This is a genomic window from Cystobacter fuscus (genome assembly GCF_044360685.1).
GTDB classification, from domain to species: domain Bacteria; phylum Myxococcota; class Myxococcia; order Myxococcales; family Myxococcaceae; genus Cystobacter; species Cystobacter fuscus_C.
In genome coordinates, this window is record NZ_CP043491.1 from 10,039,393 (window position 1) to 10,052,257 (window position 12,865).

At 66.8% G+C, this 12,865-nt stretch carries 11 protein-coding genes; 8 read left to right on the forward strand and 3 right to left on the reverse strand.

Going from position 1 to position 12,865, the window contains the following annotated elements; all coding sequences use genetic code 11:
- Positions 1-53: 53 nt before the first annotated feature.
- Complete coding sequence (locus F0U63_RS41160; RefSeq protein WP_395839214.1) at positions 54-374, forward strand: hypothetical protein; 321 nt, start codon at positions 54-56, stop codon at positions 372-374.
- Positions 375-470: 96 nt separating this feature from the next.
- Here the strand turns inward: F0U63_RS41160 and F0U63_RS41165 are convergent, their stop codons facing one another.
- Positions 471-1,043 (reverse strand): ester cyclase, encoded by a 573-nt coding sequence (locus tag F0U63_RS41165; protein WP_395839216.1) that lies wholly within the window; start codon positions 1,041-1,043, stop codon positions 471-473.
- A gap of 87 nt (positions 1,044-1,130) precedes the next feature.
- Between F0U63_RS41165 and F0U63_RS41170 the strand changes: the two genes are divergently transcribed.
- The 3 genes from F0U63_RS41170 to F0U63_RS41180 all read left to right on the forward strand — a co-directional run bounded on the left by F0U63_RS41170 (position 1,131) and on the right by F0U63_RS41180 (position 5,422).
- Entirely contained in the window at positions 1,131-1,883 is a 753-nt protein-coding gene (locus F0U63_RS41170; RefSeq protein WP_395839218.1) for a TetR/AcrR family transcriptional regulator C-terminal domain-containing protein, read from the forward strand.
- A 262-nt stretch (positions 1,884-2,145) separates the two neighbouring features.
- Positions 2,146-3,918 (forward strand): PHB depolymerase family esterase, encoded by a 1,773-nt coding sequence (locus F0U63_RS41175; RefSeq protein WP_395839221.1) that lies wholly within the window; start codon positions 2,146-2,148, stop codon positions 3,916-3,918.
- A 283-nt stretch (positions 3,919-4,201) separates the two neighbouring features.
- The gene (locus F0U63_RS41180; protein WP_395839223.1) at positions 4,202-5,422 is read left to right on the forward strand and encodes a cytochrome P450; all 1,221 of its coding nucleotides are present in this window, start codon (positions 4,202-4,204) and stop codon (positions 5,420-5,422) included.
- Here F0U63_RS41180 and F0U63_RS41185 read toward each other — a convergent pair.
- A complete protein-coding gene (locus F0U63_RS41185) occupies positions 5,419-5,838 on the reverse strand; it encodes a helix-turn-helix domain-containing protein (protein ID WP_395839225.1) in 420 nt (139 codons plus the stop codon). The two genes, F0U63_RS41180 and F0U63_RS41185, sit on opposite strands and share 4 nt — an antisense overlap.
- 75 nt (positions 5,839-5,913) lie before the next feature.
- On the opposite strand from F0U63_RS41185, the gene F0U63_RS41190 reads away from it, so the two are divergent.
- From F0U63_RS41190 to F0U63_RS41200, 3 genes are all read left to right on the forward strand, one after another.
- Positions 5,914-6,765 (forward strand): class I SAM-dependent methyltransferase, encoded by an 852-nt coding sequence (locus tag F0U63_RS41190; protein WP_395839229.1) that lies wholly within the window; start codon positions 5,914-5,916, stop codon positions 6,763-6,765.
- Between the two features lie 404 nt (positions 6,766-7,169).
- A complete protein-coding gene (locus F0U63_RS41195; RefSeq protein WP_395839233.1) occupies positions 7,170-8,231 on the forward strand; it encodes a glycoside hydrolase family 5 protein in 1,062 nt (353 codons plus the stop codon).
- Positions 8,232-8,404: 173 nt separating this feature from the next.
- Entirely contained in the window at positions 8,405-9,127 is a 723-nt protein-coding gene (locus tag F0U63_RS41200) for a HugZ family protein (protein WP_395839236.1), read from the forward strand.
- A 26-nt stretch (positions 9,128-9,153) separates the two neighbouring features.
- Here F0U63_RS41200 and F0U63_RS41205 read toward each other — a convergent pair whose 3' ends face one another.
- Complete coding sequence (locus tag F0U63_RS41205; RefSeq protein ID WP_395839238.1) at positions 9,154-10,410, reverse strand: FAD-dependent oxidoreductase; 1,257 nt, start codon at positions 10,408-10,410, stop codon at positions 9,154-9,156.
- A 179-nt stretch (positions 10,411-10,589) separates the two neighbouring features.
- On the opposite strand from F0U63_RS41205, the gene F0U63_RS41210 reads away from it, so the two are divergent.
- Positions 10,590-12,842: a PAS domain-containing protein gene (locus tag F0U63_RS41210; protein WP_395839241.1), complete on the forward strand. Its 2,253-nt coding sequence runs from the start codon at positions 10,590-10,592 to the stop codon at positions 12,840-12,842.
- The last annotated feature ends 23 nt before the right edge of the window (positions 12,843-12,865 follow it).

Sequence of the window (12,865 nt, forward strand, 5' to 3'; positions counted from 1 at the left end):
CGTGCTACGATGTGTCTCCCGCTAAGCTTGCCCTCGGGCACAGGACGTGTTTCTTGATAAGTCCGGACATCATTCCCAATCTCTTCCCCGTGGCGGCCTCGGCTCTGGGCTGGCTCGTGTCCCCGTGGATCGGCGAGAACAATCCCCGGCGCACCCGAGGCATGCGCCAGGGCTCGGCCTTCGCGTTCATGGTGACCTTGATCGGGGCAGTGCCCGCGATCATGCTGTCCTGGTCGGTGAATGGCCGATCCTTGGGGATGGGGTTCATGATCACCTTGATCCTGGCCGTGGTGAGCAGCGTGGTGGGGCTGGGCGCCTTCGCCCTGGGCTTCAGGTGGGGCTCGAACGAGGAGGATCAAGAGGAACCCAAGTGACGGCTCCCGTGGCCCGCACCGCCAGCGAGTGGATTCGCCATGATGCTCCCTTCGCGGGAGGGTACGGATGGCGGCCCGCCGGTGCACGCCCGGCGTTCAGTCGGTGCCAGTGCGGTGGGGGCTTGCCTCCGTGAAGATGGGCGGGGTGGTCTCGGTCAGGGAGGGGACCGGCTCGTTGCTGGACATCGCCAGGAGGCCCTTGAGGCATTGGACGGCGAGGAGCCAGTTCTTCGGGCGCTTCATGTCGAGGCCACCGACGAGCTGCTTGAGCATGCTGAGGGTGTCGAAATAAACGCGCTCGCAGACCAGCGTCTCGGTCGCGTCGAAGATGAAGTACGCCGTCACGCGCACCCGGAACTTGTTCCCGGTGGGGGGAATCTGGCCCAGCGGACCCAGGTGGGTACCCATCAACCAGAATTCGACGATGACGGCGTCGTCGCTGTGCCGCAGCGCGATGATCTCGTGGTTCTGATCCGGGAAAGCGATGCGGGTCTCGCGGTAGTACTCGCGCACCCTGCTGTCGCCATCGTGCACCGTCAGGGTGGGAATCAGCTCGTAACGGGGTTGGGGGAAGGTCGACAGGACGTCATCCCAGTCCTGCCGCACCTCGTCGTGGAAATGCTTCAACACCAGATTCTGCCGTGCCTTGCGGACTTGCTCGGTGAGCACACGTGCCTCTTTTCTCGGGGGGAAGGGAGCGTGTTTACCTACGCTGTAGACTGGAAATAAATCTACAACGTAGGTATTGTCAATGACATGAAGCCTTCCGACAGGCGAGAACCCGACGTGGCGCCGGACGGCGCGGCACCCCGGCGCGGACGGCCGAGGGGTGGTCCCCGGCTCACGCGGGAGAAGGTCCTCGAGGCCGCCTTGACGCTCGTGGAGCGAGGTGGGACCGAGGCGCTGAGCATGCGGAGCCTCGCCACGGAGCTCGGCGTGGACGCGATGAGCCTCTACAACCATGTCGCCAACAAGGATGCGGTCCTCGACGGAATCGCGGAGCTGTTCCTGGGACGCATCGGCCTGCCCGAGCCGACTGGTGACTGGCGCGCGGATGTCCGTGCGTTCGCGGCGGCCTTCCGCCACGCGGCGGCCCAACACCCCCAGGCCGCCCCGCTGGTGCTCACGCGCCAGCTCGAGTCCTTCAAGGGCCTGGTGGGCACGGAGTCAGTGCTCGCACTGCTGCACGCGGCCGGTTTTCCACCGGAGGAGGCCGTGCATGCCCTGAGGACCGTCCTCGCCTTCCTGGTCGGGACGCTCCTGCGCGAGGTGTCCTCCGGGCCAACCTTCAGCGGCCAGAACCTCGGGGGCCTGGTGGAGCGCCGTGCGGAACTCGAGAATTCCGGCTTCCCCCACGTGGCCAGGGCCGCTCCCCACCTGGCCGCGTGCAATCACGAGGCGGAGTTCGACTTCGGCATGGATCTGCTGGTGGCCGCGCTCGAACAGCGGGCGCTCGCCCGACAACCCACCGCGGCGAGCGCAGACCGCCGAACGCGGAAACCACGGTAGGGGAACCCAGGCAGGAGCGCGGAGGAGCCGGCTGGGGAAATCCCTCGTCCCGACTCATCCCCTCCTGGCCCGACATGAGGAGAGGTTCATGTCTACTTGATGGAAGGCTCATGTCCCCGCCTCCCCTCCAGTCCTGACGTCACGCGTCATGGCTCGCGCGCCGCGCCCCCCGGACGAAGAACCGTTGACTCGTGAAAACAGGCCAGACCGGGAAGGGGCCCATCATGATAAAACATTGTCTCCCCTACCCCAGGATCTCCCCATGTCGAAGCGGCTGTTCGCAGGCGTCACCCATGCATGTCTCACCCTGTCGTTGCTTGGCTGCGGAGGCGAGCCCCCGCCCGCGGAGGAGACGCCCCTGGGGCAGGTGGACAGCGCGCTGACGCAGGTGACGAGCTTCGGAAGCAACCCCGGCAACCTGCGGATGTGGAAGCACGTACCCGCTGGCATGCCCGCCAACGCGCCCCTGGTGGTGGCCATGCACGGCTGTACCCAGACGGCCGCGGCCTACACCAACGCCGGCTGGAACGCCCTGGCCGATCAGCTCAAGTTCTACGTGGTCTATCCCGAGCAACTGAGCGCCAACAACCAGAACGTCTGCTTCAACTGGTTCGAGCCGGGAGACATCGCGCGGGGCTCGGGCGAGGCGCTCTCCATCAAGCAGATGGTGGACAAGATGAAGGCGGATGTGTCCATTGATCCGAGCCGCGTCTTCGTCACCGGCCTGTCGGCGGGCGCGGCGATGGCGCACGTCATGGCCGCCACCTACCCGGACGTCTTCTCGGGGGCCGCCATCATGGCGGGCATTCCCTACAAGTGCGCCACCACGATGACCGACGCCTTCTCCTGCATGAGCCCGGGCGTGAGCAAGACACCGGACCAGTGGGCGAGCCTGGTGCGCGGCGCCTACTCCGGCTACACCGGCGCCTACCCGAAGATCTCCCTCTGGCACGGCACCTCCGACTACACCGTGAAGAACACCAACCAGGTGGAGGCCCTGGAGCAGTGGACGGCGGTGCACGGCATCGACATGACGGCGGACGTCTCGGACACGGTCGCCACCTACCCCCACAAGGTCTACAAGAACAGCGCGGGCAAGGCCCTCGTGGAGACGTATGACCTGACCGGCATGGGGCACGGCACCGCCATCGATCCGGCCACCCGGTTCCCCGGCACCTCCGTCGCATGCGGCACCGCGGGCGCCTACATCCTGGACACCAACATCTGCTCCACGCTGGAGGTGGCGAAGTTCTTCGGGCTCGACAACTCCGGCACGACCGACCCCACGCTCAGCCTCTCCTCGCCCGCCAATGGCGCCACCGTGAGCGGCACGGTGACGCTGAGCGCCCAGGCCTCGGACGACGTGGGCATCACCGAGGTGGCGTTCCTCATCGACGGCGCCGTGGTGGGCACCGACTCCACCCCTCCCTTCACCTTCGCGTGGAACACCACCACGGCCACCCCCGGCCCCCACACCCTGGCGGCCCGGGCCACCTACGCCTCGGGCAACACCACCACCTCCGCCCCCATCACCGTCACCGTCACCGTGGACCAGAACCCGGCGCGCTTCACCGAGACCTTCTCCACCAACGGCCCCGACAAGACGGGCTGGACCCTGACCGAGTGGGCCCTGGACACCAGCGATCAGACGGGGGTGAGCGGCAGCAAGTCCATCCTCGGCTCCGCCACGCCCTCCTTCAACACCGTCACCCGCACCGCCAGCGTCACCATGGCCCTGTCCAGCAATCCCACGCTCACCTACTGGCGCAAGCTGGATCTCTCTGGAGCCAACACCATGGCATCGGTGTCCTTCAAGGTCGTCGTCAACGCCGGCAGTGACGTGGTGGTGGACTCCGTCACCAAGGGCCTCGGCACCGTCACCGAGTCCACCTGGACGCAGCGCGCCAACATCGACCTGTCCGCCTATGCCAACCGCACCGTCACCCTGAAGTTCATCGTCTCGGCCACGGACCCCTCCTCCACGGTCAGCCGGGCCAAGGCCTGGGTGGACGGCATCACCGTTGGCTCACCCTGAGCCTTCCCCTCCAGGTACACCCATGCGCTTTCAGGGTGTAAGCAGGAACCCCAGACAGCGGACACCCTCCTGGGCACGGACAACGATGGCAATGGAGTCCGTGATGATCTGGATGCTTATATCGCTTCGAAGCCGGACACGGCCGTTCAGAAGAAATCATTGCGCCAGTTCTCGGCGGCCTTGAAAGGCACTCCCCGAAGGAGATACCTGCGTCAAATAGGGATGCCTGTACCCCCAGGCACCGAAGTTCTAGGATGGAGCCTTCCAGGAGAAGGAGCGCTCCATGACGGCCAGTCCCCTGTTCGCGGAGGGAGAGACACTGTGGTCTCCCCACGTGCGCGCCAACCCGTTCCCCCTCTACAAGCGCATGCGGGAGGAGTTCCCCGTCGCCCGGATCACGGAGCCGCAGACGGGGATGCACTTCTGGCTGCTGACGCGCTACGCGGATGTGCTCTCGATCGTGAGGGATCCGCGCTTCACGCAGGATCCCACCCAGTTGCCCGACGAGGTCCGGCAGCGGTACTTCAGCCACAAGCTGCGGGCGCTCAGCCAGCACCTGGTGAACGCGGATCCGCCGGACCACACGCGCAGGCGCTCACTGGTGTCCAAGGTCTTTACCCCGCGCCGCATCGAGGAGTTGCGCCCGCGCATCACGGCGATCTGCTCGGAGCTGGTGGAGAAGCTGAAGGCCCAGGGCTCCGGGGCGGACTTCCTCAAGGAGCTCGCCTTTCCGCTGCCCGTCCTCGTCATCACCGAGCTGTTGGGGATTCCCCCGGAGGACGGCGACCAGTTCCGCGCGTGGGCGCAGACGTTCTTCGCCCCTCCGTCGAAGGATGCCCAGGAGAAGACCCGCGAGGTCCACCAGCTCTTCATCAAGTACCTGGAGGACATCTTCGAGCAGCGCCGTCAGCAGCCCCGGGACGATCTGATCAGCGCGTTGGTCGCCGTGCAGGAGCAGGGGGAGCGGCTGAGCGCCGAGGAGCTGACGAGCATGGTCTTCGTTCTGCTCGTCGGCGGTTATGAAACGACCGCGAACCTGTTGGGCAACGGCCTGCTGGCGCTGTTGCAGCATCCGGACCAGTTCCAGCGGCTGCGGGAGGATCGCTCCCTCATCCCCTCGGCGGTGGAGGAGATGCTGCGCTACTGCGGCCCGTTCGAGCTGAGCATCCTGCGCTTCCCGAAGGAGGACATGGAGTGGCACGGCCAGCGCATCCGGGCCCATGAGGCCGTCCGGGTGAACTACCTGGCCGCGGACCGGGATGCCGAGCAGTTCCCCGAGCCGGACCGGTTCGACGTGGGGCGCACGCCCAACAAGCACGTGGGCTTCGGCCATGGCATCCACTTCTGTCTGGGAGCGCCCCTGGCCCGGCTGGAGACCATCGTCGCCTTCGAGTTGCTGCTGGAGCGGCTCCCGGAGCCGCGTCTGGCCACGGCGCCCGAGAAGCTCGCGTGGCGCCCGAGTGCCCAGGCGCGTGGGCTGGTGAGCCTGCCCCTGGCCTTCTAGCCCTTCTTCCTTCGCGCGCCCACCGCTCCAGACGCGGCGGCGCGCAGGAGGCGGCGAAAGGTGGGGCATTCCATGTGGCTCGGCGCGCGGCAGGCAGCGGCGTGCCGGAGGCCGTCGCGCATGGCGCTGAGTTCGCGAATCGTCCTGTCGAGCTGCTCCGCCTTGGCCGCGAGCAGCTGCCGGTCGATGCGCGGCTGCCCGTCCGGCGCGAACATCAGCGCGATCTCATCGAGCGAGAAGCCGGCGGCACGCCCCAGCGCGATCAGCGCCAGCCGTTCCAGCACGCCGGGCTCGAACAGACGGCGCAGGCCCCGCCTGCCGATCGAGGCGATCAGCCCTTTTTCCTCATAGAACCGCAGCGTCGAGGCAGGAACGCCGGACCGCCGCGCCACCTCGGTGATGTCCAGATCTCTCACGCGCTTGACCTCAAGTCGACTTGAACTGGCACAGTACGGCTTTCGATTCTCGAAGACACGCCAAAGGAGACGCTCATGAATGCCTCGCGCCAGACCGATGACGAGCAGACGAAGCTTTGGAATGGCCCCGCCGGACGCGCCTGGGTCGAGGAGCAGGAGTTGCTCGACCAGATGTTCAAACCCATTGAAGAGCTGCTCGTCGAAGCGGTCCTCGCCGGCTCCGGGCGCCAGGTGCTCGACGTCGGCTGCGGTACGGGCAGCACAACGCTCGCCATCGCGCGGCGGCTCGGCGCGAAGGGGCGCTGCACCGGCATCGACATTTCGGAGCCGATGATCACCGCCGCCCAGGCCCGCGCCGAACGGGAAAGCACGCCCGCGAGCTTCATCCGCGCCAACGCGCAAAACCACGCCTTCGCGCCCGCGAGCTTCGACATGCTCATCTCGCGCTTCGGCGTCATGTTCTTCGACGACTCCGTCCGGGCCTTCGCGAACCTGAGGCGTGCCGCGAAGGATGACGCCGAATTGCGGTTCGTCGCCTGGCGGAGTCCTTCGGAGAATCCGTTCATGACGACGGCCGAGCGCGCCGCGGCACCGCTCCTGCCGAACCTCCCCACCCGCCGGCCGGACGCGCCGGGACAGTTCGCCTTCGCGGACCAGGGCCGGGTCCACCGCATTCTGGAGGAAAGCGGCTGGGCCGAGGTCGACATCCAGCCGATCGATGTTGCCTGTACCCTGCCCGAGAAGGAGTTGGTCCGTTACCTGACCCGGCTCGGTCCCCTCGGCCTGATTCTTCACGAGGCGGATGACCGGACTCGCACCCAGGTCATCGAAACAGTCCGCGCCGCCTTCGAGCCCTATGTGCACGGAGCGGAAGTCCGCTTCACCGCTGCCTGCTGGAGGGTCGGCGCCCGGGCGCCGTCCTTCTGATTGATGTATGAATCATCTCATTCACACATCAATGACGGCCATGCGCATTCAAAAACCAGACCGCGACAAAGGGCGGCATATGCGCACGGCATTGGGTCATGCCGTCATGCCGCACACCCGCGGGGCGCATGAAGCTCGAGTCGGACGACGTCGGCCCCGGGGGTCCCGGCGAGCAGGAGCCAGGCCCCTCGCGCCTTCCACCACCCGCGAGCCATGGCCTCAGCGGCATACTCGCCCCTCCTGAAACGCCTCTGAGAAGAGACGCTGAAGCCTTTGATTCCAGGAAGCAGCGCCCCGACAACCAGGCACCAGGCCATCCGCCGTGCGCGGGAAGATGAGACAAGCCGCGGGTGTCTGTCGGGAAGACGTCCATTGCAATGTCGCACACATCACGAGAGGCGTGCATGAAGAGAAATCTGGTTTCGGGCGGTGAGGGGCTGAGCGGATGGCGGAGCCTGTGTATGGCGGTCCTCTACCTCACGCTCCTCGGCGGATGCGGTGGCATGGAGGAGTCGTTCCCTCCCGAGGAGAGCGAATCCGCCACGCCGACGGTGGAGGTTTCGGAGGCGCCGCTGGCCTCGCCCGTGGCCGTGAACGGCAAGCTCAAGGTGGTGGGCAATCAAATCCAGAACCAGAATGGCGTGGCCGTGCAGCTCAAGGGGATGAGCCTCTTCTGGAGCCAGTGGGGCGGCACGTTCTACAACGCCTCCGTCGTCAACTCGCTCGTGGACAACTGGAAGGCCACCGTGGTGCGCGCCGCCATGGGGGTGGAGAGCGGCGGCTACCTCACCAACCCCGCGGCGGAGAAGGCCCGGGTGAAGGCCGTCGTCGACGCGGCCGTCGCCAAGGGCATCTACGTGATCATCGACTGGCATGATCACAGCGCCACGCAGCACACCGCGCAGTCCAAGGCGTTCTTCACCGAGATGGCGCAGCTCTACAAGAACACCCCCAACGTCATCTTCGAGATCTTCAACGAGCCGGACGGCGAGTCCTGGAGCGAGGTGCGCGCCTACGCCGTGGACATCATTGGCGCCATTCGCGGCGCTGGCGCCCCCAACCTCGTGGTGGTGGGCACGCCGACCTGGTCACAGGACGTGGACGTGGCCGCCAGCAACCCCATCACCCAGTACCCCAACGTGGCCTATGCGCTGCACTTCTACGCGGGCACGCACAAGCAGTACCTGCGTGACAAGGCGACCACGGCGCTGAACAAGGGCATCGCCCTGTTCGTGACGGAGTTCGGCACCTGCGACGCGTCCGGCAATGGCAACCTCAACCTCGCCGAGACCCAGCTGTGGATGGACTTCATGAACAGCCGCAAGCTGAGCTGGGCCAACTGGGCGCTCAACGACAAGGCCGAGACCGCCTCCGCGCTCGTCCCCGGCGCGAGCACCACCGGAAACTGGCCTACCTCGGCCCTCACGCCCTCCGGCACCTTCATCAAGCAGAAGCTGTTGCAGTAATCCGCGACCGGGCGGGGGTGGGATTCATCGGACCGCCCCCGCCCGTCCTTCCCCGGCACGGAGCCACCTCGGAGGTGGTGAACGGGTACCCACTGCCATCTTTCCTATACTCCCGGGAAGCGGATGGCCTTCTTCGCGGCGGTTCGACGTTGAGTTCCGGTATCCTCGAGGCCATGTCCGATCTCGAAAATCGCGCTCGTCATGCCCGCACGCTTCTTTTGCACCAGCGCCATGGCGTGCTCGCGACCATGAGCCTCGAGCTGCCTGGCTATCCCTTCGGGTCGATTACCCCCTACACCCTCGACCATGCCGGCGCGCCGCTGATTCTCATCAGCACCCTGGCCCAGCACACGAAGAACATTCAGGCGGACGCGAAGGTCTCCCTGACGATTCACGATGCGACGAATCCAGACCCACAAGCCGCCGGGCGCTTGACCTGGGTCGCGGATGCCATGCCCGTCCCGGCCGACGAAACCGCGGCTCACGCCCGGTACCGTGCTTACTTCCCCCAGTCAGCGGGCTACCTCGACACCCACGACTTCGAGCTGTACCGGCTCGTTCTCGTACGCGCCCGCTTCATTGGCGGGTTCGGGCGGATCTACTGGCTGGAGCGCGATGAACTGCTCGTCGCCAATCCCTTCGCACAGAGCGAAGCCGACATTGTCGGGCACATGAATGACGACCACGCCCACAACCTCAAGGCCTACTGCCAGGCCTTCAAGGGGGTCTCGGCGGAAAAGGCCGTCATGCAAGGCATCGATGCCGACGGCTTCGATGTGCTAGCGGATGAGCAGCCCCTGCGCTTTACCTTCGACCAACCGATCGCGACACCGGATGAAGCCCGTGCCGCCATGGTGCGCCTGGCGAAAGCAGCCCGGCAGTCCCTGAAGGGCTGACCGGAGAGGCCTGATGGCGGGAAGAGTCAGCGGTTCGACACGCGGGGCAGTGCGAGCGGAAGGAGCGCGGAGGGCGGGTCCACCATGTGGAGGACGCGCATCGCGCGCTGATGGGCGTCCGGATCGAAGGTGGCCCGGAGCATCACCCTGTCGCCCAGGAGGCTGTTGAGCGTCATGGTCAGACGTTCCATCGCGCTCACGTTCTCCAGGGTGCACCCGGGCACGCGCAGGTCCTCGCCGGCCGCCGTGAGCCAGGGGCCCATGACGAGCTCGTTGAACCGCTTCTGCGAGGTCCTGCCCTCCTGGGCCAGCTGCCGCCCGAGCTCGAGCGCCGACAGCAAGCTCACCGTCATCCCCTGCCCGTAGACGGGATTCAAGGCACACAGCGCATCGCCCATCGTCACGAGGTTGTCGGCCTGGAACGCGGGCCGCAACACCCGCGTGCCCGCCATCCTGCGGAAGCAGCGGATGGGACCCACGAACTCGGCCTCGGCCAGCACCTGGGCCACACAGGGATCTCTCAGGGAGCGCGCGTACGCCAGGAAGCCCTCCTTGTCTCCCGGAGGCATCTCGTGGCCGGCGCCGACCATCATCGCCAGATGGAGCCCACCCTCGATGGGATTGATGCCACCTCCGCGCAGGTGATGGGGCGCACACACCTGCACGTAGGCCTGCCGGAATGGCAGACGCTCCGCGTGGGGGATGCGCACCACGCACGTGGCATAGCTCGCCCGCGCATCCACCTTCTCGAGCACCGCCTTCGCGCGGAAGGGACCATTGCGCCCCGAGGCATCCACGAAGAGCGAGGCCTCCAAGTCCCGCCCATCTCTCGCTTTCACCGCCAGGATGTGGCTTCGCGAGGAATCCCACCGGAACGTCTCGGCCTCGAAACGCTCGATGAGCTCGATTCTCGGATTGCTCGCCAGACGGCCGCGAACCGTCTTCTCCAGGAGCCTGCGGCTGCACAAACGCGAGGTGATGTCCGAGGGAGGGCGCGGGAAGGCTCCGAAGCGTCCCACCCAGTAGCAGTTCGCACCCCAGTCGACCTCCACGGCCCCGGCCCGGATGAGTTCCTCGCCAAGGCCCGGGAAGAGTTCATTGAACGCCAACCAACCGCGCCGCATCAGCACGTGGAGGTGATCCACCTGCGGCACGCCCTCGCGCTCGTGTGCCACGTCCTGGCCATCCCTCTCCACGAGCAGGACGCGCTCGAAGTGCTGGGACAGGACGTGCGCCGCCGACAAACCCGCGATACCACCGCCAATCACTACCGCTCTCGACATGACAAAGGCTCCTGGGGCTCGTTCGTCTGTATCCAGACCCAACGCCAGCGTCATCACCCGGGAGGGGGAGCGCGCACTCCCCTCCAGGATTTGTCGGGAGAGCAACTCCGCTGGAAGAATTCATCCCCCATGGGTCAGGGCCTGGTGAACGCTGAGGGGATCGGGGGTCTCTCTCGGCCATGCCATCCCTTGCGGAACTGATCGAGCGGAATCGAGAGTCACTGCTCCTGCGCTACCGCGAGGAGGCCAGCCGGCTCCCGTCCGCCAGAGAGGTGCGCCCCGAGGACGTCATCGACAACCTCCCCGAGTATCTCGCGACCCTGCGCGCTCCCTCCCGCGATCAACACGGGGACCCAGGCTACACCCGGCGGTGTCTGGAAGAGGCTCACCTCCGACGGCGTCTTCGGTTGGGCTACACGCAGGAGGACGTGAAGGCCGAGTTCGCCCTCCTCGGGCGGCTCCTCTCGGGCCTCTGGACGTCCCTCCCGCCCAGCCAGCAGCCCCCTCTCGAGGACACCCAACGGCTCGCCGACTGGCTGCGAGCCGCCATGGAGCACACGGAGTCCGTCTTCGGCGAGCGCTCACCCGACCGCATCCCGCCCGGTCTCGGGGTACCGCAGCTGCGTGAGGCGCACTTCCGCCTGGCGATCGAGGCCACTGGACTGGGGACGTGGGACTATGACCCCGTCACCGGCGTGGTGCACGCGGACGAGCGCTGCCTGCACCTGCTCGGCCTGCCTCCGGATGCCACCCTGGACTACGCCGTCCACCTCTCCGCGCTGCATCCGGAAGACCGTGAGCGCGTGCATCACGTGGTGCAGCAGTCCTTGAGTCCGGCCGGCAGTGGCTCCCACCAGCTCGAGTTCCGCACCGTGGGCCTGAGGGACGGCATCGAGCGATGGTTGTCCGCCAACGGGCGGGCCCTCTTCGATGAGAACGGACGGGCGGTGCGCCTCGTCGGCACGGTGCTCGACATCACCGAGAGGGTGCGTGAGCGAGAGGCCACCGAGCGAGAGCGACAGCGGCTCAAGGCCATTCTGGAGAGCATGTCCGAGGCCTTCCTCTCCTTCGATCGGGAGTGGCGCTTCACCTACGTCAACCGCGAGGCCGAGCGCTTCATGGGAATGTCGCGCGAGCAGGTGCTGGGCCGCGGCCACTGGGAAGTCTTTCCCGCGACCCTGGGAACGAACGTGGAGCGCTACTACCGGCGCGTGGCCGCCGAGCGCATCCCGCTCTCCTTCGAGAACTTCTACGCCCCCTGGCAGCGCTGGTTCGAGTTCCACGTCTACCCCATCGACGAGGGCATCGCCTCCTTCTGCCAGGACATCACCGAACGCAAGCACCGCGAGGAGGAGCGCGAGCAGTTCCTCCATGAGCAGACCCGTCTGCGCGAGCAGGCCGAGCAGGCGCTGCTCCAGAGTCAGCGCGCGGCGGAGGTGCTGGAGCATGGGGATCCCTTCCTCCTGCTCGACAGGGACTTCCGTATCATCCAGGTGAACAAGAATCAGGAGCTCATCAGCCAGAAGAGACGCGAGGAGGAGCTCGGCCGTGTCCTCTGGGATGTCTTCCCCGCCATCAACAATCCCGAGTCCGCGTACTGGCGTGAGTACCACCGTGCGATGAACGAGCGGGTACCCGTGCAATTCGAGGAGTACTACCCCCCGCTGGAGCTCTGGGCGAGCGTGAGCGCCTACCCCACCGCGGAGGGTGGGCTGGCCGTGTTTCTCCGGGATGTCACCGAGCGCAAGCACGCCGAGCAGTTCCGCGAACGGTTGATGGGCATCGTCAGCCACGATCTGCGCAGCCCGCTCCACGCCATCACCCTGGCCGCCGAGACGCTGCTGCGCCGGGAGCACCTCTCCGAGTCCGTGCTCGCCCGGGTGCGGCGCATCGTCCAGAGCGGGGAGCGCATGTCGCGGATGATCACCGACCTGCTCGACTTCACCCGCGCCCGAATGGGCGGAGGCATTCCCCTGCAGCGCCGGCCCGGAGAGCTGGTGGAGTGGGTTCGCACCACGCTCGAGGAGTTCGAGGTGACGCACCCGGGCCGCATCGTGTTCTCCCATGGCCAGGGCCCCTACACCGGAGAGTGGGATCTGGATCGGCTCGCCCAGGTCATCTCCAACCTCGTGGGCAACGCATTGAAGCACGGGGCCGAGAACACCCCGGTGGAGGTGGACCTCCGCGAAGAGGGCCAGGAGATCGTCCTCGTGGTGACGAACCAGGGCACGCCCATCCCCGAGTCGCTGCTGCCCCATGTCTTCGATCCCTTCCGCCGCTCCACGGACAGCCCGCGCCAGGGATTGGGCCTGGGGCTCTACATCGCGCAGCAGATCGTCCTGGCCCACGGCGGCTCCATCACCGCGAGCTCCAGCCCGGCCGCGGGCACGACCTTCTCCGTGCGGCTGCCCCGCGGCCCCGTCCCGTCCTGAAGCCCGGACTCACGAGCATGTGA